20 protein-coding genes and 1 tRNA gene are annotated in these 21,924 nt (G+C 70.9%); 14 read left to right on the forward strand and 7 right to left on the reverse strand.

Translation table 11 applies throughout. The features are described 5' to 3' along the window. Position 1 precedes the first annotated feature (1 nt). The 12 genes from N553_RS21825 to N553_RS0108340 all read left to right on the forward strand — a co-directional run bounded on the left by N553_RS21825 (position 2) and on the right by N553_RS0108340 (position 12,697). Positions 2–1,075 carry an ABC transporter permease gene (locus N553_RS21825; RefSeq protein ID WP_051639919.1) on the forward strand — a complete coding sequence of 358 codons (1,074 nt, stop codon included), beginning with the start codon at positions 2–4 and terminating at the stop codon, positions 1,073–1,075. Further along, positions 1,072–2,178 (forward strand): ABC transporter ATP-binding protein, encoded by a 1,107-nt coding sequence (locus N553_RS21830; RefSeq protein ID WP_034620878.1) that lies wholly within the window; start codon positions 1,072–1,074, stop codon positions 2,176–2,178. The genes N553_RS21825 and N553_RS21830 overlap by 4 nt, the downstream gene beginning before the upstream one ends. A 223-nt stretch (positions 2,179–2,401) precedes the next feature. After that, complete coding sequence (locus N553_RS0108295) at positions 2,402–2,734, forward strand: hypothetical protein (protein ID WP_156043744.1); 333 nt, start codon at positions 2,402–2,404, stop codon at positions 2,732–2,734. A 40-nt stretch (positions 2,735–2,774) separates the two neighbouring features. Further along, positions 2,775–3,740, forward strand: coding sequence for a phosphatase PAP2 family protein (locus N553_RS0108300; RefSeq protein WP_231505199.1), 966 nt, complete (start codon positions 2,775–2,777; stop codon positions 3,738–3,740). Between the two features lie 136 nt (positions 3,741–3,876). Beyond that, positions 3,877–6,600, forward strand: a complete 2,724-nt coding sequence (gene topA / locus N553_RS0108305; RefSeq protein WP_028046126.1) for a type I DNA topoisomerase — start codon at positions 3,877–3,879, stop codon at positions 6,598–6,600. Further along, positions 6,600–7,433: a hypothetical protein gene (locus tag N553_RS0108310; protein ID WP_028046127.1), complete on the forward strand. Its 834-nt coding sequence runs from the start codon at positions 6,600–6,602 to the stop codon at positions 7,431–7,433. Before topA ends, N553_RS0108310 begins: the two co-directional genes overlap by 1 nt. A gap of 42 nt (positions 7,434–7,475) precedes the next feature. Next, positions 7,476–8,480 carry a Gfo/Idh/MocA family protein gene (locus N553_RS0108315; protein ID WP_028046128.1) on the forward strand — a complete coding sequence of 335 codons (1,005 nt, stop codon included), beginning with the start codon at positions 7,476–7,478 and terminating at the stop codon, positions 8,478–8,480. 60 nt (positions 8,481–8,540) lie between these two features. Further along, positions 8,541–9,203 carry a dTMP kinase gene (gene tmk, locus N553_RS0108320; RefSeq protein ID WP_028046129.1) on the forward strand — a complete coding sequence of 221 codons (663 nt, stop codon included), beginning with the start codon at positions 8,541–8,543 and terminating at the stop codon, positions 9,201–9,203. Beyond that, positions 9,200–10,339, forward strand: a complete 1,140-nt coding sequence (locus N553_RS0108325; protein WP_028046130.1) for a DNA polymerase III subunit delta' — start codon at positions 9,200–9,202, stop codon at positions 10,337–10,339. Before tmk ends, N553_RS0108325 begins: the two co-directional genes overlap by 4 nt. A gap of 115 nt (positions 10,340–10,454) precedes the next feature. Continuing rightward, positions 10,455–12,032: an alpha/beta hydrolase gene (locus N553_RS21835; protein WP_081844487.1), complete on the forward strand. Its 1,578-nt coding sequence runs from the start codon at positions 10,455–10,457 to the stop codon at positions 12,030–12,032. Between the two features lie 54 nt (positions 12,033–12,086). Continuing rightward, positions 12,087–12,545: a hypothetical protein gene (locus N553_RS21840; RefSeq protein ID WP_051639920.1), complete on the forward strand. Its 459-nt coding sequence runs from the start codon at positions 12,087–12,089 to the stop codon at positions 12,543–12,545. A gap of 76 nt (positions 12,546–12,621) precedes the next feature. Beyond that, a tRNA-Thr gene (locus N553_RS0108340) sits at positions 12,622–12,697 on the forward strand. Positions 12,698–12,888: 191 nt separating this feature from the next. On the opposite strand, the gene N553_RS0108345 is transcribed toward N553_RS0108340, so the two are convergent. Together N553_RS0108345 and N553_RS0108350 are read right to left on the reverse strand one after the other, a co-directional pair. Continuing rightward, entirely contained in the window at positions 12,889–13,287 is a 399-nt protein-coding gene (locus tag N553_RS0108345; RefSeq protein ID WP_028046131.1) for a hypothetical protein, read from the reverse strand. Between the two features lie 82 nt (positions 13,288–13,369). Beyond that, the gene (locus N553_RS0108350; RefSeq protein WP_028046132.1) at positions 13,370–13,825 is read right to left on the reverse strand and encodes a hypothetical protein; all 456 of its coding nucleotides are present in this window, start codon (positions 13,823–13,825) and stop codon (positions 13,370–13,372) included. A gap of 135 nt (positions 13,826–13,960) precedes the next feature. On the opposite strand from N553_RS0108350, the gene N553_RS0108355 reads away from it, so the two are divergent. Both N553_RS0108355 and N553_RS0108360 read left to right on the forward strand, forming a co-directional pair. Next, a complete protein-coding gene (locus tag N553_RS0108355; RefSeq protein ID WP_028046133.1) occupies positions 13,961–14,323 on the forward strand; it encodes a PadR family transcriptional regulator in 363 nt (120 codons plus the stop codon). Beyond that, entirely contained in the window at positions 14,323–15,675 is a 1,353-nt protein-coding gene (locus N553_RS0108360; RefSeq protein WP_034621450.1) for a permease prefix domain 1-containing protein, read from the forward strand. Before N553_RS0108355 ends, N553_RS0108360 begins: the two co-directional genes overlap by 1 nt. 78 nt (positions 15,676–15,753) lie before the next feature. Here N553_RS0108360 and N553_RS0108365 read toward each other — a convergent pair whose 3' ends face one another. The 5 genes from N553_RS0108365 to N553_RS0108385 form a co-directional block, all read right to left on the reverse strand. After that, complete coding sequence (locus N553_RS0108365; protein WP_081844420.1) at positions 15,754–16,596, reverse strand: isocitrate lyase/phosphoenolpyruvate mutase family protein; 843 nt, start codon at positions 16,594–16,596, stop codon at positions 15,754–15,756. A gap of 63 nt (positions 16,597–16,659) precedes the next feature. Continuing rightward, a complete protein-coding gene (locus N553_RS0108370) occupies positions 16,660–17,913 on the reverse strand; it encodes an arginine deiminase (protein WP_028046136.1) in 1,254 nt (417 codons plus the stop codon). Positions 17,914–17,946: 33 nt separating this feature from the next. Then, positions 17,947–19,401, reverse strand: coding sequence for a basic amino acid/polyamine antiporter (locus N553_RS0108375; RefSeq protein ID WP_028046137.1), 1,455 nt, complete (start codon positions 19,399–19,401; stop codon positions 17,947–17,949). Between the two features lie 188 nt (positions 19,402–19,589). Further along, positions 19,590–20,165: a hypothetical protein gene (locus tag N553_RS21845; RefSeq protein WP_051639921.1), complete on the reverse strand. Its 576-nt coding sequence runs from the start codon at positions 20,163–20,165 to the stop codon at positions 19,590–19,592. A 200-nt stretch (positions 20,166–20,365) separates the two neighbouring features. Then, positions 20,366–21,865 carry an MFS transporter gene (locus N553_RS0108385; protein ID WP_028046138.1) on the reverse strand — a complete coding sequence of 500 codons (1,500 nt, stop codon included), beginning with the start codon at positions 21,863–21,865 and terminating at the stop codon, positions 20,366–20,368. Positions 21,866–21,924: the final 59 nt, after the last annotated feature.

Genomic DNA, 21,924 nt, shown 5'->3' on the forward strand with positions numbered 1-21,924 from the left:
CATGGCCATCGACCTGACGCTCCTGGCAGACACCCCGGACGTCGCGACCGACGACACCACCACGTCCGGCAAGCAGCGGTTCGTGTTCCTGCGCAACTCGAAGTCGCTCACCGGGTTCGTGATCATCGCGTTCTTCGGGATCCTCGCGATCTTCGGCCAGTGGCTGGCGCCGTACGACCCGGGCGCGTTGAGCGCCGACCTGTTGCAGGGCCCGTCCTCGGCCCACTGGCTGGGCACCAACCAGCTGGGCCAGGACATTCTGTCGCAGATCATCATCGGCGCCCGAAGCGTCATGATCGTCGGCCTGATCGCCGGCGTCGGTGCCACCGCGATCGGCGTTCTGGTCGGCGTGACCTCGGGCTACATCGGCGGGATCGGCGACGAGGGTCTGTCGATGCTCGCCAACATCTTCCTGGTCATCCCGCAGCTCCCGCTCATCATCATCATCGCCGGCCAGCTGCCGTCGGTGGGCGGTGTCACGGTCGCCGCGGTGATCGCCGTGACCGGCTGGGCCTGGGGTGCTCGTGTGCTGCGGGCTCAGACCCTGTCCCTGCGTCGGCGGGACTTCGTGGAGGCCGCACGCGCCAGCGGTGAGAGCACCTGGCGCATCATCACCGCGGAGATCATGCCGAACCTGACGGCCATCATCGCGTCGGGGTTCGTCGCCACCGTCGTGTTCGCGGTGCTCACGCAGACCACGCTGGCGTTCATCGGCATCGGTGACCCGAACGACTGGAACTGGGGGACCATCCTCTTCGGCGCCCAGAACAACCAGGCGCTGCAGCGTGGTGCCTGGTGGTGGTTCGTGCCGGCCGGTCTGTGCATCGCGCTCGTCGGGATGGCGCTGACGCTCATCAACTTCGGGATCGACGAGTTCGTCAACCCGCGTCTGCGCAGCGTCGGGATGAACGCCCGGAGCCTGCGCAAGCGCGGCATCCGTCCCCGCATCGGCTTCACCCCGGTCGTGTACGAGGCGCCGGGGGCGTCGGCACGGAAGTCCGAGCTGGTCACGCAGTCCGAGCTGATCGACGTGACCGAGCGTGCCCCACACCAGACCAAGGAGAACCGGTCATGAGCGCCGTCCCCACGCGGTCCGTCTGGACCCCGGGCGAGGTCGGCCGCGTCGCCGAGCCCGTGCTCGAGATCAAGAACCTGTCGGTCGACTACGGCTTCGACGCCAACCCGACGCACGTCCTGCGCGACGTCTCGCTGACGCTGAACCGCGGTGAGGTGCTCGGGCTGGCAGGGGAGTCCGGCTGCGGCAAGTCGACGCTGGCCTACGCGGCGACGCGTCTGCTGCCACCGCCGGGAATGATCACGGGCGGCGAGGTCATCTTCACCGACCGCTCCGGAGACCAGGTCGACGTCCTGGCCATGAGCGACCGTGACCTGCGGGCGTCGCGCTGGCAGGACATGGCGATCGTGTTCCAGGGGGCGATGAACTCGCTCAACCCGGTGCACCGCATCGGACGGCAGATCTCGGACGCGCTCCTGGCGCACCTGCCGAACATGACCAAGAAGGAGTCGTTGGAGCGCGCTGCGGACCTGCTCGACATGGTCGGTATCTCGCCGGACCGTCTGCGCTCGTTCCCGCACCAGCTCTCCGGCGGCATGCGCCAGCGCGTCATGATCGCGATGGCGCTCGCGCTGGACCCGCAGGTGCTGATCATGGACGAGCCGACGACCGCGCTCGACGTCGTCATGCAGCGCCAGATCGTCGAGCAGATCGCGGAGCTGCGCGACCGGCTCGGGTTCTCGGTCATCTTCATCACGCACGACGTCTCGTTGCTCATCGAGATCGCCGACCGCATCGCGATCATGTACGCCGGCGAGATCGTCGAGGAGGCCGCGGCACAGGATGTCTACCGGCGTCCGCGGCACCCGTACTCGGACGCCCTGCTGCACTCGTTCCCGCCGCTGCGCGGGCCACGTCGTGAGCTGGGCGGCATCCCCGGGTCGCCGCCGGACCTGGCCAAGCGCCCCAGCGGCTGCCCGTTCCGGGACCGCTGCGCCCACGCGTTCGACGCGTGCCCGACGGTCCACCCGGAGCTCGTGACCCCGGCGGTGCCTGGTGACGACCCGCGTCGTCAGGTGGCCTGCCTGCTGCATGACCCGGGGGCGGTCGCCGCGGCAGGGTTCACACCGGTCCCCGTTCCCGTGGAGCTGTCGGTCCGCTGAGCTCCCGCTGATCCCCGGCCCGTCCTCGGTGGCATCCGCCTCGGTCGTCGCTCGTCGGCGACCGTGTCGCCACCGAGGGCGGTCCGGTCAGGGGCGCTGTGTGACGAGGCCTCTCACAGGTCAAGAGACGCCCACGTCCAGGTGTTCCACAGGCCGGGCGAGTGAAGTGGTCAGCGAGCCCGTGGACGACCACGCGCTCGCCGACGCAGCCGGGAGGCACGCGATGAGCACCATGACCGCACCAGGGCTCGACCAGGTCCCCTGGCTGACCGCGAACGTGCGACCCGCCGGTTCCTTCGGCCGCGCGGAGGTGGGTCGGCTGCGGGCGCTGCTCGACGCGCTCTCGGGCACGGCCTCGATGGTCGTGCTCGACCTGGCGGCGGTCACCCTGCGCAGCCACCACGCCGCGGACGCGATCGACGAGGCCGCGGTCGAGCTCGAGCGCCGTGGTGGGTGCCTCCTGTGCATCAACGCCGACGACGAGGTCCGGGCGCAGCTGGGCACCTGCACGCACGCGGTCGTCGTCGCACGAGGTGGTCTCGCGCCGGCGCCCTGACCGGTTCGGGAGGTCGCCGGCGGTGACCTACCGTGGTGCGGTGAGCGACGCCCCAGCCCTGCCCGCACCGGTCATCCCGGCGCCGGTCGCCCGAGACCGGCGGCTCGGCGTGGTGGTGGTGGCGCTCCTGATCGCCGTGGCCTCGTTCGTGGGCGTCTGGATGCTGTGGCGCGGGTTCGTGCTCACGCTCGCCGGTCAGCAGGTGGAGAACGCGGCGTTCCAGGGTGCGGCCTACGGGCAGACGCAGCTGTGGCGCGTGGCGGAGCGGGTGCTCGACGTGGTGTCCGTCGGGTTCATCGCCGCGGTCCTCATCGGCGCGATGCTCATCGCCGCCCTGCGTCGTCGCTGGTCGCTGGCGGTGCAGGTGGCCGTGCTCATGGTCGGCGCCAACCTGACCACCCAGGTGCTCAAGCACGCGGTCTTCTACCGGCCGGACCTGGGGGTCGACGGCAGCTACGGCAACACGCTCCCGAGCGGGCACACGACCGCCGCGGCATCGGTGTCGGCGGCCCTGCTCATCGTCGTGCCCCCGCGGGTGCGACCGTGGGCGGCGGTGCTGGGTGCCGGGTACACCAGCGCGACCGGCATCTCGACGCTCATCGGCCAGTGGCACCGGCCCTCGGACGTCGTCGCAGCCGTGCTCGTGGTGCTCGCGTGGACCGCGATCGCCTGCGCCCTGGTCGCCCTGACGCCCCCACAGTTCCCGACGACCACCGGTGCCATGCGGTTGCCGTCGGACGCGGACCTCGACCCGACGCCCGCGACCATGCGCCTCGTGGTGTCCGGGCTGGTCATCCTCGGGGTGGCGGCGGGGGGCTGCGCCATGGTCGCGCTGACGCACACATGGAACCACCGTGGCGACCTGTCGACCCGCGCGGAGGAGGTCACGGCGTACCTCGGAGGAGCGGCCGGGGCGCTCATGGCGTCGTGCCTGGCGTTCGCGATCATGCTCGCCCTGAGGCAGGCTGCGGCGGCCCGTTCGTCGGTTCCCGGAACGTCTGCGTGATCTGCGGAGTTACCCACAGGTAGGGGCTCCCGCCTGTCGACCCGATTGCCGGAGGCTTGACGGAACGCCGTAGAGTCCCCAGCGGTGTACCACGTGCGGGCTCGTCCGAGCCGGCGCAGTCTGAGGAAGGCCGGACATGTCTGCAGGGCGCAAGCTCGTCATCGTGGAGTCGCCAGCGAAGGCGCGCACGATCGCGGGGTACCTGGGCGACGGGTACGACGTCGAGGCGAGCGTCGGGCACATCCGCGACCTCCCGCAGCCGTCGGAGCTGCCCGCGGACATGAAGAAGGGTCCCTTCGGCAAGTTCGCGGTCGACGTCGACAACGGCTTCGCGCCGTACTACGTGGTCGACTCGGACAAGAAGAAGAAGGTCAGCGAGCTCAAGAAGCTGCTCAAGGACTCCGACGAGCTCTTCCTGGCCACCGATGAGGACCGCGAGGGCGAGGCCATCGCCTGGCACCTGCTGCAGGAGCTCAAGCCCAAGGTCCCGGTCAAGCGCATGGTGTTCCACGAGATCACCCCCGAGGCGATCCAGCGGGCGCTCGCCAACACGCGTGAGCTCGACAACCGCCTGGTCGACGCGCAGGAGACCCGCCGCATCCTCGACCGGCTGTACGGGTACGAGGTCAGCCCGGTCCTGTGGCGCAAGGTCCGCCAGGGTCTGTCCGCCGGTCGGGTCCAGTCGGTGGCCACCCGCCTGGTCGTCGAGCGTGAGCGCGAGCGCATGGCGTTCGTCGCCGCCGACTACTGGGACATCACCGGCACCTTCGCGGTCGCGGACGCGTCCGAGCCCGCCTTCTCGGCCCGTCTCTCCTCCGTCAACGGACGCCGCGTGGCCTCCGGTCGCGACTTCGCGGACAACGGCACCCTGAAGTCCTCCGAGGTCGTGCACATCGACGAGGCGGTCGCGACGAGCCTCGTCGCCAACCTCGCATCGTCGTCGTTCAGCGTGGCCTCGCTCGAGACCAAGCCCTACACGCGCAAGCCCGCCGCGCCGTTCACCACCTCCACGTTGCAGCAGGAGGCCTCGCGCAAGCTGCGGATGGCCTCACGGCAGACGATGCGCACGGCACAGGGTCTGTACGAGAACGGCTACATCACCTACATGCGTACGGACTCCTCGTCGCTGAGCGCGCAGGCCATCGACGCCGCCCGCCGGCAGGCCTCGGAGCTGTACGGCCCCGAGTACGTGCCCGACGCTCCCCGCGTGTACACGAGCAAGGCCAAGGGCGCGCAGGAGGCGCACGAGGCCATCCGGCCCGCCGGTGACCACTTCCGGACGCCGGCCCAGGTGGCCAAGGAGCTGTCCGGCGACCAGTTCCGGCTGTACGAGCTGATCTGGAAGCGCACGGTCGCCTCCCAGATGGCCGACGCCAGGGGCCAGACCGCGTCCGTCCGCCTCGGCGCGACGGCGTCCGACGGCACGAACGTCCTGTTCTCCGCCTCGGGCACCGTCATCACGTTCCGCGGGTTCCTCGCGGCGTACGAGGAGGGCCGCGACGTCTCGCGGTACGACACGGACTCCTCGACCGCGGACACCGAGAAGGGTGACGCCCGGCTTCCCAAGATGGCCGAGGGCGACCCGCTCACGGCATCGGACCTGACCGCCGACGGGCACCGCACCTCGCCGCCGCCGCGGTACACGGAGGCCTCGCTGGTCAAGGCCATGGAGGAGCGGGGGATCGGGCGACCGTCGACGTACGCCGCGACGATCTCCGTGATCCAGGACCGTGGCTACGTGACCGGACGCGGGCAGGCGCTCGTGCCGTCGTGGCTCGCGTTCGCCGTCACCAGGTTGCTCGAGGAGAACTTCGACTGGCTGGTGGACTACGAGTTCACGGCCGAGATGGAAGAGGACCTCGACGCGATCGCGGCCGGCGACAAGGACCGCGTGGACTGGCTGTCGCGGTTCTACTTCGGCGACGGGTCGGGCAACGAGGAGGGCGAGGGTCTGCGCGACCTCGTCGCGAACCTGGGAGACATCGACGCGCGCGAGGTGAACTCGATCCCGATCGGCGACGGGATCGTCCTGCGCGTCGGCCGGTACGGGCCCTACCTCGAGGACTCTGCGGCCGAGCCGGCCGAGGACGGGACCACGCGTCGGACGTCGGTCCCCGAGGAGCTTGCGCCCGACGAGCTGACAGTCGAGAAGGCCCGCGAGCTCTTGGAGACGCAGCCCGACGGCGACCAGGTGCTCGGGACGGACCCGGTCACCGGCACGCCGATCGTGGCGCGCAGCGGACGCTACGGGCCGTACGTCACGGAGATCCTCCCGGACCCGGAGATCGACACGTCGCTCTCGCAGGCAGCGCAGAAGCGTGCGCTCGCTGCGGCGCCCAAGCCGCGGACCGCGTCCCTGTTCAAGTCGATGTCCTTGGCGTCGGTGACGCTCGACGACGCGCTCATGCTGCTGTCCCTGCCCCGCGTCGTCGGGGTGGACCCCGAGTCGGGTGCGGAGATCACCGCGCAGAACGGGCGCTACGGGCCGTACCTGAAGAAGGGCACGGACTCGCGGACGATCGCCTCGGAGGAGGCGCTGTTCACGACGACCCTCGAGGAGGCGTTGGCCATCTACGCGCAGCCGAAGCGTGGGCGGGGCGCGACGTCGGCGCCGCCGCTGCGCGAGCTGGGCGATGACCCGACGTCCGAGAAGCCGATCGTCGTGAAGGAGGGCCGCTTCGGCGCCTACGTCACGGACGGTGTCACCAACCGGACGCTGCCGCGCGACCTCACACCCGAGACGATCACGCGCGAGCAGGCGATCGAGCTGCTCGTCGAGAAGCGCGCGTCGGCCCCGGCCAAGAAGAAGGCTCCTGCCAAGCGGGCCACGACGACGCGCGCCAAGGCAAAGTCGACGTGATGCGGGGGGTTCCCCTGACGCGTCGGCACCGTCCGTCAGCGGCGCTGGGTGCGCTGCTGGGGCTGGGGCTCGTCCTGGTGGCCGGGTGCTCCTCGCAGCCCGAGGCCGAGCAGCCGACGCAGGCGGCGGTCACGCCGTCACCGACGCCGACGGTGGTCCCGGTGACCTTCGCCCAGGCGAGCACGGCCCTGAGCGACGGCCTCCTGCCGGGGCGCACGGTCGAGCGCTGCGACGAGCTCGAGCCGGGGACGCCGGAGGCCGCCGCATTGCTCGAGGAGCAGGCCGCCGCGTCCGCGGAGGAAGCCGCCGCCGCCGGGGTGGCACCGACCGCCCCGGCGCTGCCCCAGTGCGGAGAGTCGTTCGGCGACCTCCGTGCGACGGCCCTGACCGGGTCCTCGACGCCTGACCTCGCCGACGCCCAGATGCCCACCGCGGGTGGGGCCGTGCAGGTGGTGCAGGTCTACGAGCTCGCCGATGCCGCGGCTGCCCGGGCGGTCGTGGACCAGAAGGCCACGGACCCCGAGAAGTGGGCCGTGGACGGTGAGGTGCCGCGCCAGCAGCTCGAGGGGACCCAGTACATCCCCCGCGGGGTGATCTCCGGCGCGTCCGTGACCCCGGTCGACCAGGGCGGGTGGTCCGGAGTCGCGCTGGCCCGGGACGAGGCCTCGTTCCAGGACGACGGCTCACCCGCAACCGACCCGTTCTCGGTCGCCGACATCTGGCTGTCGCGCGACACGGTCGTGGTCCACGTCCAGGTGGTGGGTGACGTGCCGGGCGCCGCGGGCCCGACCGCCGCGGACGTCGCCGAGAGGTTCGCGGCCGCCGTCGTCTGACGCTCCGACGCGCTGGTGCGCCCTGAGCGCTAGGTTGTCGCCATGGCACGCACCGAGGACCCCCGTACCGCCCCTCCGATCCGCTGGGGCATCCTCGGCGCCGGTGGGATCGCCGCCGTGTTCGCCTCTGCGGTGAACGCTCACACCCGCGCACAGCTCGTCGCGGTCGGGTCCCGGAACCGGGACCGGGCCGAGCGGTTCGCCACGGCCCACGGTGTCCCGACGGTCCACACCGGCTACCGAGGTCTGGTCGAGGACGAGCGGGTCGACGCGGTCTACGTGGCCACGCCCCACTCGGAGCACCGCGAGCACGCGCTGCTCGCGATCGCCGCCGGCAAGCACGTGCTCGTCGAGAAGGCCTTCACGCGGAACGCCGCGGAGGCGGAGGAGATCTTCGCCGCGGCTCGGGCGGCCGGCGTGTTCGTCATGGAGGCGATGTGGACGCGGTTCCTGCCGCACGTCGACGCCCTCCACCAGGTGGTCGACGCGGGCGAGATCGGCGAGATCATCAACGTCTCCGCCGACCACGGGCAGTACTTCGCGTTCGACCCGAAGAGCCGCCTGTTCGACCCGAACCTGGCCGGTGGCGCCCTGCTCGACCTCGGCGTGTACCCGGTGTCGTTCGCGCACGACTTCCTCGGTGTGCCGGACTCGATCCAGGCGGTCGGGCAGCTCACCGAGACGGGTGTCGACGGGCAGATCTCGATCGCGATGACGTACGGCGAGCGCACCCAGGCGACCTTGATGACGACGCTGTGGGCCAAGTCGCCGACGACCGCCGAGATCACCGGCACCGAGGGGCGCATCAGCGTTGCCGGCGACTTCTACGGCACCACGTCGTTCCGGGTCCAGCGCCTCGACGGCCGGGTGTGGACCTTCGACAAGCCCGGCCAGAAGGGGCTTCAGTTCGAGGCCGCAGAGGTTGCTCGGCGCGTCGCGAACGGCGACGTCGAGAGCCCCCGCATGACGTGGGAGAACACTCTCGAGGTCATGCGGACCATGGACGCCATCCGGGCGCAGGTCGGGGTCGTCTACCCCGGTGAGTGACGGTGACGGCGTGCCGTCCGCTGCGGGCCCGGTGTCCCTGGTGGCGGATACCCTGACGCCGTGACCGACGCTGCCTCGACCTCCAGTCCGCACGGGCTGTTCGTGTCGTTCGAGGGCGGTGACGGGGCCGGGAAGTCGACGCAGGCCCGCCTGCTCGGGGACTGGCTGCGAGGGCTCGGGCGCGAGGTGGTCCTGACGCGCGAGCCTGGCGGCACGGAGCTTGGTGTCGAGCTGCGCAACGCGGTCCTGCACGGTGACCACGTCGACGCCCGGACCGAGGCGCTGATCTACGCGACCGACCGGGCGCACCACGTCGCCTCGCTCGTCCGGCCCGCGCTCGAGCGGGGAGCCGTCGTCGTCACGGACCGTTACCTCGACTCGTCGGTCGCGTACCAGGGCAGCGGACGCGACCTGGGGGCCGACGAGGTCGAACGTCTCTCCCTGTGGGCCGTCGACGGTCTGCTCCCTGCGCTGACCGTCCTGCTCGACCTCGACCCGGTCGCCGGGCGGGCGCGGCTCACGGGCGAGCCGGACCGGCTCGAACGAGCCGGCGACGAGTTCCACCGCCGGACCCGGGAGGCGTTCCTGGGACGCGCCGCGGCCGATCCGGGCCGCTGGCTCGTTCTCGACGCGACCCGCCCCGTCGAGGACCTCGCGCTGGCGGTGCGGGAGCGGGTCGGGCCGCTCGTCGCCGCGACGGCCCTCTCCGAGGGCGTGGCATGAGCAGCGTCTGGGACGACGTGGTCGGGCAGGAGCCCGCGGTCGAGGTGCTGCGCACCGCGATCACGGACCCGTCCGCCATGACGCACGCCTGGCTGCTGACCGGTCCCCCGGGGTCCGGTCGGTCCAACGCCGCCCGTGCGTTCGCGGCCGCGCTGCAGTGCGAGAGGGGCGGCTGCGGCGTGTGCCACGACTGCACGACCACCCTGCGCGGGCTGCACCCGGACGTCACGGTCGTCGCGACCGAGGGCGTCTTCATCCGTGCCGAGACGGCCCGTCCGCTCGTGGAGCTCGCGCAGCGCAGCCCGGCGCAGGGCCGCTTCCGCGTGATCATCATCGAGGACGCCGACCGCCTCAACGACACCAGCGGCAACGCACTCCTCAAGGCGATCGAGGAGCCGGCGGGCCGCACCGTGTGGCTGCTGTGCGCGCCCAGCCAGGAGGACGTCCTGGTCACCATCCGGTCGCGGTGCCGCTCCGTCGCGCTGCGCGTCCCACCGGTGGACGCCGTGGCGGCGCTGCTCATCTCACGGGACGGCGTCGACCCCGAGGTGGCTCAGATCGCGGCGCGCGCAGCACAGAGCCACGTCGGCATCGCGCGGCGGCTCGCGCGTGACCCGCAGGCCCGGTCCCGCCGGTCCGCGGTGCTGGGCATCGCCGCCAAGATCCGGGGCGTGGGCGACGCCGTCCTCGCGGCGGGGGAGCTGGTGGAGACCGCGCAGGCCGACGCCAAGGCGGCGACCGAGGAACGCGACGCGCAGGAACGCACCGAGCTGCTGCGCGCGATGGGCGCCGAAGGTGCCGCGACCCTGCCCCCGTCGCTGCGGACGCAGGTCAAGCAGCTCGAGGAGGACCAGAAGCGCCGCGCGACGCGTGCGCAGCGCGACGTCCTCGACCGGGCGATGGTGGACCTGCTGTCGCTGTACCGCGACGTTCTCGTCGTCCAGCTCGGTGCCGACGTCGACCTGGTGAACGTCGAGCACGAGGTGTCGGTGCGGGCCCTCGCCGAGTCGAGCACCGCTGAGCAGACGCTGCGCCGGATGGACGCGGTGGGGCAGGCGCGCACCCGGCTGGCCGGCAACGTCGCACCGTTGCTCGCTGTCGAGGCCATGGCCGTGGCTCTGCGACCGCAGGGCTGACCTGGCCGGCCTTCGCTGGTCCGACCGGGCGAATGTCACCGCTCGCCCAAGGACCTCCCGGCAATCTCCCCGAGACTCCCACGGACCGTCCAGCCTCGACGGTTACGGTGTGGGCATGCTGCCGTCGACCGATCACCCCGCCGCGCCCGGACGCGACGCCAGCGGCCGTCGGCGACACCGCTCCGCCGCCGCCGTCGCGTCACTCGTCGGCCTCGTCCTGATCCTCGCGGGCTGCGTGGCTCCGAAGAACCAGACGACCGTCGCGACACCCCGCGCGCACTCGTCGACCCCGGCAGGTCCTCTGTCGACGTACTACGACCAGATCCTCGAGTGGTCGTCGTGCGACGCGGGCGAGTGCGCGACAGCGCGGGTCCCGCTCGACTACGCCGACCCGTCGGGCGACTCCATCGAGCTCGCCCTCGCGCGTTCCCGGGCGACGAGCGGGGACCCGATCGGCTCGCTGCTGATCAACCCGGGCGGTCCGGGGGCGTCGGGCGTCGACTTCCTCGCGCAGGCGCAAGGGATGGTCAGCAAGGACGTGCAGAAGAAGTACGACCTCGTCGGGTTCGACCCGCGGGGCGTGCAGCGCTCGACGCCGGTGGAGTGCGTGAGCGACCAGGAGCTGGACGACCTGTTCGCGTTCGACGCCGACTACACGACGGACGCCGGGATCCAGCACGTCATCGACGTGTACGGCGAGTTCGGCGCCGCCTGCCTGAAGAACACCGGTCCGGTGCTCGGCCACATCGACACGGTGAGCGCCGCACGGGACCTCGACATCCTGCGCTCGGCCCTCGGCGACGACGAGCTGCACTACCTCGGGTACAGCTACGGCACCGAGCTCGGTGCCACGTACGCGGCGATCTTCCCGAAGACGGTCGGGCGTATGGTCCTCGACGGTGCACTGCCCCCGACGCTGACGACCGACGAGGTCTCGGAGGGTCAGGCCGTCGGGTTCGAGAACGCGCTCCGGGCCTACGTGGCGGACTGCCAGGCCGGCAAGGACTGTCCCCTGAGCGGCTCGGTCGACGACGGGCTCGGGCAGGTGGTCAAGCTGCTCGACGGGGCGCGCGCCAACCCGTTGCCCACCGAAACGGACCGTGAGCTCACCGGCAACCTGGCGTTCCTGGGCATCGCGATGCCGCTGTACTCCCAGGACCTGTGGAAGTACCTGACGATGGGGCTGGAGGGGGCGATCCACAAGAACGACGGCTCGGTCCTGCTCCAGCTCGCTGACGCCTACACGGACCGCGAGAGCGACGGCACCTACTCGACGAACATGATGGTCGCGTTCAACTCGATCAGCTGCGTGGACCAGCCGCGGGTCGCCGAGCCGGACTTCGACGCGATGCGTGCCCAGGCGGCCCAGATCGAGGAGGTGGCGCCGACGGTCGGGCGGTTCTTCGCGTACGGCGAGACCATCTGCGCCAAGTGGCCGGTCCCTGCCGCCGCCGAGCTCGCGGACTACACCGCACCGGGTGCGCCGCCGATCGTCGTGGTCGGTACGACGAACGACCCTGCGACCCCCTACCGGTGGGCCGAGGACCTCGCTGAGCTGCTGTCGACGGGCGTGCTCCTGACCTACGAGGGCGAGGGGCACACGGCGTACGGGTCGTCCAACGACTGCATCGCGGACGCGGTCGACACCTACCTGCTCGGCGGTGAGGCTCCCGCGGCCGGGACCCGCTGCTGACGGTCGACCGGCTCCCGGGTTGCTGACCGGGCTGTCACGAGCGAACGTGTCGGGATGACTCGTCTCACCAGAGGACTCAGCCCAGCGCTGGTCGTCCGCTCCCTCCTGATCGGCTGGGCCGCCGGCGCGCGATCGTCGCTCGGACCCGGCGCGGCGACCCTTGCGGGTCACGGGCGGCCCGCCGTCCGTGTCGGTGCCGCCGTCGGGATCGTCGGCGAGATGATCGGCGACAAGCTGCCGAACGCCCCGAGCCGGCTGGGCCACGGGGGCGCAGCGTTTCGCGCGGCCGCGGGCGCGATGGGGGCGTCCACCCTCGCGCGTCGTGCGTCGGCGAGCCCGGTGCTCCCCGCGGTGGCCGGTGCGCTCGCCGGGTTCGTCAGCGCGCACGCAGGCGCGTCGTGGCGGGCGTGGGCCGTGGGCCGGATGCCGGACGTTCAGGCCGCGCTCATCGAGGACGCGGTCGCGCTCGGAGCCGCTGCGCTTGCCTGCCTGCCCGGGCGTCCGCACGCCTGACCCTGCTCGCTTTGGAGCGAGCGGGGTCCTACGGGTACAGTTGGCGCGCTCGCCGAGGTCTCTGGACCGCGACGACGCCGCCTTAGCTCAGTCGGCAGAGCGTCTCACTCGTAATGAGAAGGTCAAGAGTTCGATTCTCTTAGGCGGCTCCACACCTGACCTGCGGCTTCACCTCTCGGGGTGGGGCCGCATCGTCGTTCCCGGCCGCTCGCCTAGGGAGCGGAGCGTGACTGCGCTGCACGAGGTCCGCAGCGGCCAGCCCTGGTGGCTGTGCGAGTGCGACCTGACGGCCAACTGGCTGTGCCTCGGCGCTTGCCACGACCGAGCTCTCGACGAACAGGCGTCAGGAGAGACCTTCGGTGGGCGCTCCAGTCCGAACCGCCTCGACGAAGCCGATCGGCGGCAGGTACGAGTGGGCGTCGATGTAGTGGGCGATGAGCACGGGCGCGGCATAGATGGTGCCGTCAGTCGCGGTGATCCAGATCTCACCGTTGCCGTGGGCGACATCGGGCGCCGCTCGCAGGAACTGCGGCGGTGGAGCGGCACGCCAGCAGAACTGGCAGTAGTGGTAGCCACGCATCAACCGCACGGGATGAGCGGCGAGCTCGACCAACCGCACCGTGACGTCCTCGGGGCAGGCTCCAGTCGCGAAGGGGGCACTCTCATCGAGCCAACCCACGGCTAGTGCGTCGGGCGCCTCACGGTCGTAGTCGTACGGTGCGAGATCCGCGATGTGAGCCACGGCTGATCATGGCAGCGCGCACGGCGGTGTCCAGGGGCGGCGCGCTCAAGTTGCTCGTCACGCTCCTGGTCAGCGGGGTGCACTACGGCGCCTGCTGCGCGGGGTCGTGCGCGGTGACCCATGCCTCCAGGATCGGGAGGAGCTGGGCGGGTCGTTCGGTGAACGAGGGAAGCTTGCGCCGCCCCGACGTCGTCTCGACGATGACATTCGCGCTCCACTCTGGCCGGCCGTCGATGTTTCCGTGCAGCCGCACCACGTCAGCTCGATGGATCCTGTACGGCCGCAGCCAGCGTTGAACGATCAGCTCATCGGTGGTGAGCCGCAGGCGCACGGTCGGCTCGACGATCCCGATGGTGATCCAGAGGATGCTGAACGTCCCGGCGACGATGCCGAACGCCACGTACATGCCTCGGTGCATCACCAGGCCTACGAGCAGGTAGAAGACCGTCATCGTCGACCACAAGGCCGTCTGGGTGAGTCTGAGCGTTCGCGACGGTGACGCCGTCGCGACGACCCGTCCCTCGTCGACCCGCTCCATCACAGGATCCTGGCACCGAGCACCTCGGGTCGCCCGCTGTGGGTGGTCGCCACCGGCCCAGGGTCGATAGGCCGACTTGAGATACCTAGAGGTCCTAGGGTTTGATACCTAGCACCACAAGGTAGAGGAGGCGTCGTGCACTTCGACAAGGACCTGGTTGCCGCGTCCGCAACACCGCTCGTGCTCGGGATCCTGGCCGACGGCGATCTCTACGGGTACGCGATCCTCAAACGGGTCGGCGAGCTGTCCGGCGGGCGCATGCAGTGGACTGACGGGATGCTCTACCCGCTGCTGCACCGGCTCGAACGGCTCGGTCACGTCTCGTCGTCCTGGGGCACGTCCGAGACCGGCCGCCGCCGCAAGCACTACGCGATCAGCCCGACTGGCCGGGCGGCACTCGCCGAGCGGCAGGCGCAGTGGAGCGTCGTCGCGGACGCGCTCCGGCAGGTGTGGGAGGCGGCGCCACGGCCCGCGACGGTCGTCGAAGGGTGGGCGTGATGGCGCACGACGACGAGCTCGAGGCTCAGGTCGACAGGTGGCGCGGCTACGTCCACAGCCGCCAGGTCATCTCCACGGCCGACGTCGACGAGCTCGAGGACCACCTTCGGGGCCAGGTCGCCGACCTGCGCGCTACCGGGCTCGACGACGACGAGGCGTTCCTCGTGGCGATCAAGCGCCTCGGCAACCTGGACGCCGTCTCCCGCGAGTACGCCCGAGAGCACTCCGACCGGCTGTGGAAGCAGCTGGCGCTCGTCCCTGACGACGCTGCCGACTCGAAGGTGCCCCGCTGGCGCGAGCTCGCGGTGGTGCTGGGACTCGCGTTCGGTGCGGGCGTCGCGGTGCGAGCCGGGATCTCCTGGTTCGGCGACGACGAGGTCGGGCTCGTGCGCAACGTCGGACTGCTCGTGCTGCCGTTCCTCGCCGCGTACCTCGGGTGGAAGCGCAAGGCCGGTCCGCGGACCGTGGCGGCGGTCGTCGTGCCGTTCGTGGTGCTCGCCGTCGTGCTCAACGTCTACCCGTTCCACCCCGAGGGGTCCACCGAGCTCCTCGCGATCCTGCACGCGCCCGTCGTCATGTGGCTGGTGGTGGGGCTCGCGTACGTCGCAGGCTCGTGGCGCTCCGACGGACGACGCATGGACTTCGTGCGGTTCACCGGCGAGCTCGCGATCTACTACACGCTGCTCGCGCTGGGGGGCGGGGTGCTGCTCGGTCTGACCGCCGGGATGCTGCAGATCGTCGGTCTGGACCCCGGTCCGGGGATAGCGGGCTGGGTCATGCCGTTCGCCGTTCCGGGCGCCCTCGTCGTCGCCGCCTGGCTCGTCGAGGCCAAGCAGGACGTCGTCGAGAACATCGCGCCCGTGCTGACCCGGATCTTCACGCCGCTGACCATCGCCATGCTCCTCGCGGTCCTCGTCGTGCTGATCGCGTCCGGGGGCATCGTCGAGGTCGACCGTGACCTGCTCATCGTGATGGACGCGATCCTCGTGCTGGTCCTGGCGCTGCTCGTCTACTCGATCTCGGCCCGTGACCCGTTCGCACCGCCCGGGCTGGCCGACTGGCTCCAGCTCGTCATGGTGGGGGCCGCACTGGCGGTCGACGCCGTCATGCTGACCGCGATGCTCACGCGGATCGCGCAGTTCGGCACCAGCCCCAACAAGATCGCCGCCCTCGGTCTGAACCTGCTGCTTCTCGTGCACCTCGGGGCGTCGGCATGGCGCAGCGCCCGGTTCCTGCGCGGTCGTGGGACGTTCGCGCAGCTTGAGCGGTGGCAGACGCGCTACCTGCCGGTCTACGGCGCCTGGGCGGCGGTCGTCGTGCTCGTGTTCCCGCCGCTGTTCGACTTCGTCTGACCCGCTGCACCCGAGCGCCCGACCACCCGGACCGGGACCACATGGCCGCTGCGAGGGTGTGGGCTGCCTAGGGTGCCGTCACGCTCGGAAGCGACGCTGCAGGTCGGCGTGGCTGACCACGTCGTCGAGGAAGCCGAGCGTGCCGGAGCCGAGCAGCTCCTGGCCGGCCCGCTCCAGACCGCTGTACGCCGCGCGGGCGAGGCTGCCGCCCAGGCTCACCCGCGTCACCCCGAGCGAGAAGAGGGTCGGCGCGTCGATCCTGTTCGCCAGCCCGGCCACCACGTTCAGCGGTCCGGGGATGGCTGCCGCGAGCCGACGGATGGCGTCCTCCTCGACGACGCCCGGCACGAAGACGCAGTCGGCCCCCGCCTCGACGTAGCGGACCGCCCGCTCGACCGTCTCGGCGAACGCGTCGCCGGCCGTGCCGACGAAGTAGGCGTCGGTTCGGGCGTTCAGCACGAAGGTTCCCTTCGGCGCCGCCGCCCGGGCGGCCGCGACGCGCTCGGTCGCCTCCTCGATGCCGAACAGCCCGCCCTGTCGCGCGTCCTCGATGTTTGCGCCCACCACCCCGGCCTCCACGGCCAGGCCCACGGTCCGTCCGACCTCGGCGGCGGTGTCGCCGTACCCGGCCTCGAGGTCCGCGGTCACCGGGACGCCCACCGCTGCCACGATCCGACCCACGTGCTCGAGCATCGTGGCGCGGTCCACCGCACCGCCGTCCGGGACCCCGCAGGACCACGCGATACCTGCGCTCGTCGTCGCCAGCGCGGGGAACCCGACCTGCTCGAGGATGCGCGCGGACCCGGGGTCCCAGGCGTTGGGCAGCACGAAGCCGCTACCCGTGTGCAGGGCCAGGAGAGCGGCCGCCTTGCCCGGCGAGGGGTCGTGTGCACCGAGCCGGTCCGCTGAGGGCGTTTGCATGAGGTGTCTCCGTGTCGCTCGAGTCCGGGTCGCAGACCCGACGGCGTGCGTCGTCGGGCGACCCTAGAGCTCGACCGGGTCGCGCACGATCGGGCAGGTCATGCAGTGGCCCCCGCCGCGGCCGCGGCCCAGCTCTGCGCCCACGATCGTGACCACCTCGATCCCGGCCTTGCGCAGCAGCGTGTTGGTCAACGTGTTGCGGTCGTAGGTGAACACCACACCGGGTTCCAGTGCGACGGCGTTGTTGCCGCTGTCCCACTGCTGGCGCTCCGACTGGTAGACGTCACCGCCGGTCTCGATGACGCGCAGCGACGGCAGTCCCAGAGCCCGTGCGACGACGTCGACGAACGGTGTCGAGCCCTCGTCGACGATCTGGACACCCGGAGCCGTGTCCGAGGGCAGCAGCGTGAACGTGTGCACGGCCGACATGATCAGCGGGTACAGCGTCACGACGTCGAGGTCGACGAACGTGAAGACGGTGTCCAGGTGCATGGCCGAGCGGAGCTTCGGCATCCCGGCGACGATGACCTTCGTCGCGGCACCCTGCGCGAAGAGGGCAGCGGCGACCTGGGTGATGGCCTGCCGCGAGGTCCGCTCGCTCATGCCCATCAGCACGACCCCGTTGCCGACCGGCATGATGTCGCCGCCCTCGAACGTCGCCTGCGCCCAGTCCTGCTCGGCGTCCCCCCACCAGACGGTGGAGCCGGCGAAGTCCGGGTGGAACTCGTAGATCGCCTTGTACAGCAGGGTCTCGTCCTGGCGGGCGGGCCAGTACAGCGGGTTCATGGTCAGGCCGTCGTACAGCCAGCACGTGGTGTCCCGGGTGTAGAGGGTGTTCGGCAGCGGCGGCATCAGGTACTCGCGCGCGCCGGTCGCTTCACGCGCCAACGCCAGGTACCCGCCCAGGAAGTCGTCCGGGACGTCGTGCGTGGACAACCCGCCGATGAGCAGCTCCGCCAGGAAGCGGTCGTCGACGCTCTCGAGGTAGGACCGTGTGCCGTCCATCAGGCCCAGACCGACGCGGTTGGCGACGACCTTGCGGTCCAGGAGCCAGTCGCGCGCGCCGGGGACCGCCAGCGTCTGCGCGAGGACGGCGTGCAGCTCGAGGACCTCGACACCACGCTGGACGAGCTTGTTGACGAAGTCGGCGTGGTCGCGCTGCGCGTTCTCAACCCACATCACGTCGTCGAAGAGCAGGTCGTCGGCGTTGGTGGGGGTCAGCCGCCGGTGAGCGAGACCCGGTGCGCAGACCAGGACCTTGCGCAGTCGCCCCACCTCGGAGTGCACGCCGAGCGTCGCAGGGACGGTCTGGCTCATGGTGTGTCCTTTCCGTTGACCGCGTGCAGAGGCTCAGATGGCGATGCGACCGGTCCACAGCCCGATCACGCCGATGCTCGCGGCCAGGACGATCACGGCGCAGAGCACGATCTCGGTGGGGGTGAAGAGGCGTCGGCCACGCTCGCTGCGGGCCTTGACGTACAGCAGCGTCAGCGGGGCGAGGATGACGGTCGAGAGCAGCAGGAACTTGAGTCCGGCCGCGACGAACAGGAACACCGTGTAGCCCGTCGCGATGCCGGCGATGATCGCTTCCTTGCGTTGCGCCCGTGGTGAGGCGGCCTCGTAGCTCTCCCCCGATAGTGCGAGCTTGAGGGCGTACGCCGCCGCGAGGAAGTACGGGATGAGCGCCAGGCTCGTGCACAGGTCGAGCATGAAGTTCAGCGCGTCGGACACGAACAGCGTCAGGATGAGCAGGGACTGGACCGCGATCGACGTCACCACCAGGGCCGTGATCGGCGTCTTGACCGCGTTCTCCCGGCCGAGGAACTCGGGGAGGTCCTCGTTGCGTGCCGGTTGGTACAGGACCTCCGCCGCCATGAGGGTCCACGCGAGGTACGCGCCGAGCACCGAGACGATGACGCCGACGCTGATGAACGTCTGCCCCCACGGCCCGACGACCGACTCGAAGACACCGATCATGGACGGCTGACGCGTCTCGGCGATCTCGGCGCGAGGCATGACCGCGTACGACGAGAGCGTGACGAGGGCGAACAGCGACAGCACCGACAGGAAGCCGAGGACGGTCGCCCGGCCGACGTCCTCTCGCTTCCTGGCGTAGCGGGAGTAGACGCTCGCGCCCTCGATGCCCAGGAACACGAACGTCGTGATGACCATCGTGTTCTTGACCTGCTCGCCCATCGATCCGAGGTCGTAGGCGTAGAAGTTGTCGCTGAACACCCCGGCGTCCCAGCTGAGGAGCAGGACGACGATGAACGTGGCGATCGGAAGGATCTTGAAGACCGTCACGATCCGGTTGATGATCGCGGCGTCGCGCACGCCGCGGGCGACGAAGTAGTGGAAGACCCATACGCCGACGGTGGACACGGCGACAGCCAGCACCGTGTCGCCATCGCCGAACGCGTGCACGAAGGTGCCCAGCGTCGCGGTGATGAACACCCAGTAGAAGGTGTTCCCGGCGATCGTCGAGGCCCAGAAGCCGATCGCCGAGTTGAAACCGGCGTAGTCGCCGAAGCCGGCCTTGGCGTAGATGAACACACCGGAGTCCAGGTTCGGCTTGCGGATCGCGAGGTTCTGGAACACGAAGGCCAGCATCAGCATGCCGGCGCCGGCGACCGCCCACGCGATCAGCGAACCCAGCACGCCGGTGGCGACCGCGAAGCGCGCAGGCAGCGAGAACACACCCGCACCGACCATCCCGCCGACGACCATCGCGGTCAGCGTGGGAAGGGTCATCTTCGCGACGGCGTTCCCACCACCGGTCGCGGTCTCGTGCTCGACGGCGGTCATGCGTCCGGGGGACAGGGGAGCCCCAGCACCCTGACGGCAGCTGACGGCAGACCCGCCATCGAGATCCGTCCGAGCTGCGCCATCGGTTTCTCCACGGCGTGCCCTCCGTCATCGGAAAGACGTTCCCGCCCACCGTACGACAGGCGCGACCGGGCTGGAACCGTCGGGTCGGTGGTCCTGCGCGACCGTCACGAGCCGGGCGTCGAGGCCCCAGTCGGTGCCGTCTGCTCGCCGGACCGGTCCGCCCACGCGGCCGGACGCAGGTACCACCACGATGCCGCCGCGAGCACTGCCGTCGACGCGGTCACGGCCGTGGCGACGGGACCCAGCCACGGCACGGGGATGAGGAAGAAGACGTCGGTGTCCAGCAGGCTCGTCGGCCACCCGGTGAGCACCCACAAGAAGAGGTAGTACGTGAGGTCCCAGACGGTGAACGCGATGAAGAACGCCGCGACGCCGTGCCACAGGCGGCGCCCCGCCAGAACCGCGACCCCGGCGAGCATGAGGATGGTGGCGGCCTCCCGCGCGGTCTCGGCGCGCGCCAGGTCCGGGTCGACGAGCATCGTGTGCACCGGGTCGACGAACCGGATCAGGCCCAGATCGAGGTAGACGCGCCGCACCGGCACCTCGTAGTCCAACTGCGAGCCCAGTGCCAGACGTAGGTAGTGGACCACCGCCGCCTCGACGTACCCGAACCCGATCCCGAACGCGACGAGGGCGCCGTAGCGCAGCCAGCGAACCCGCGACCTGCTCGTCGTCCCCATCCGCGCATCGTGCCGTCCCCGGCGTGGCGCCGTCGACGCCATAGCCCGAGATCACGCGCGTGACTGCACGGTGACCAGGGCTATCGGCGACGCGGGGCCGGCCGGCCCGGCCGACGAGTGGCTAGGGATCTCCCACCCCTCGGAGGGAAACACGAAGGCCCGGAACCGTGGCGGTTCCGGGCCTTCGTCGAGCGGGTCGGTCAGTGGTGCGCGTGCGGCAGGTGCAGCTCGACCGGCTCGGGCGGCAGGTCGTCGACCCCGGCCGTCAGGGCCGCCTGTCGACGGTGGCGTGCCGACGGGAGCGCGAGCGACGCGACGACCGCGAGGACCGCGACACCCGCGCAGACCCAGAAGCCGGCGGTGAACGCCTGGTTCGTGGGCAAACCCTCGGGCGTGCTCTGCGACGTGATGACGGCCGCGACGACCGCCGTGCCGATGCTGCTACCGATCGTTCGTGCGATGGCGTTGACGCCGGTTGCCTCGCCGGTCTGCGCGGCAGGGACGCTCTCGATGATCGCGTTCGCCATGGCGGCGAAGGCGAGTCCGATGCCGGCACCGGTAATCAGGCCGGACGCGACGATGTGCCAGAGCTGGTCGTGGGCGACGGCGGGGAGCGCGAAGCCGAGCACGACGAACGACGTGCCGAGGAACAGCGGCACCTTGGGGCCGAACTTGCGGTCGAGCATCCCGGACAGCGGACCGAACACGACCATCATCAGGACGGTCGGCAGCAGGAACAGGCCCGCCTGCGACACGGTCTTGCCAAAGCCGAAGCCCAGGGCGGTCGGCAGCTCGAGCAGGGTGGGGACGAGCAGGAACGTGCCGAACATCGCGAAACCGAGGGCGAGCGCGACGAGGTCGGTGGCCCACACGCCGCGGTTCTTCAGGAGCCGGACGTCGATCAGCGGCTGGCTGACGCGCAGCTCGACCAGGACGAATGCGACGAGCGCGACGACGCCGAGCAGGAAGAGCGTGGTGGTCTTCGTCTCGAACCAGCCCCAGGCCTGCCCCTTGCTGATGGCGAGCAGAAGGGACACGAGGCCGACGGTCAGGATGGACGCGCCGACGGTGTCGAGCCGGCCCGGCGTGCGCACGGGCGACTCCTTCATGCCGAAGATCGCACCGAGCAGCGCGATGACGACGAGGACCAGCGGCAGCCAGAAGAGCCAGTGCCAGGACAGGTTCTCGACGATGGGACCCGCCGCCACGATGCCGACGCCGGCGCCGACCCCGAAGATGGCGGACAACAGGCCGACGGTGACGCTGACCTTCTCGCGCGGGAGCTCGTCGCGGACCATGCCGATCGACAGCGGGAGGATGGCTCCGGCGGACCCCTGCAGCACGCGGGCGACGATCAGGACGCCGAGGTTCGGCGCCAGTGCGGCGACCAGGGTGCCGACGGCGAGCGCGGCGAGCACGCCGATGAGGACCCGGCGCTTGCCGACCATGTCGCCGAGGCGACCGAGGATCGGGGTGAGGACCGAGGCGGCCAGCAGGTAGGCCGTGAGGATCCAGCTCGCGTCGGCGGTCGAGACACCGAGATCGCTGGCGAGGACCGGAAGGGCTGGCGCGACGAGGGACTGCAGCACCGCGAACGCGAGGCCGCCCAGGGACAGGTAGAGGACCAGGAACCGGGTGCCGGGGCGCCCCGTGCCGGTGGTCGAGGCTGCGAGCGCGGCCTCCGTGGTGGTGTGCGGCATGACATCCCTGCAGCTCGATGTAAACGGTTGTTGACCTATTAGTACCCCAGGGCAACCGG

This window comes from Cellulomonas sp. URHE0023 (assembly GCF_000688475.1).
Taxonomy (GTDB): Bacteria; Actinomycetota; Actinomycetes; order Actinomycetales; family Cellulomonadaceae; genus Cellulomonas.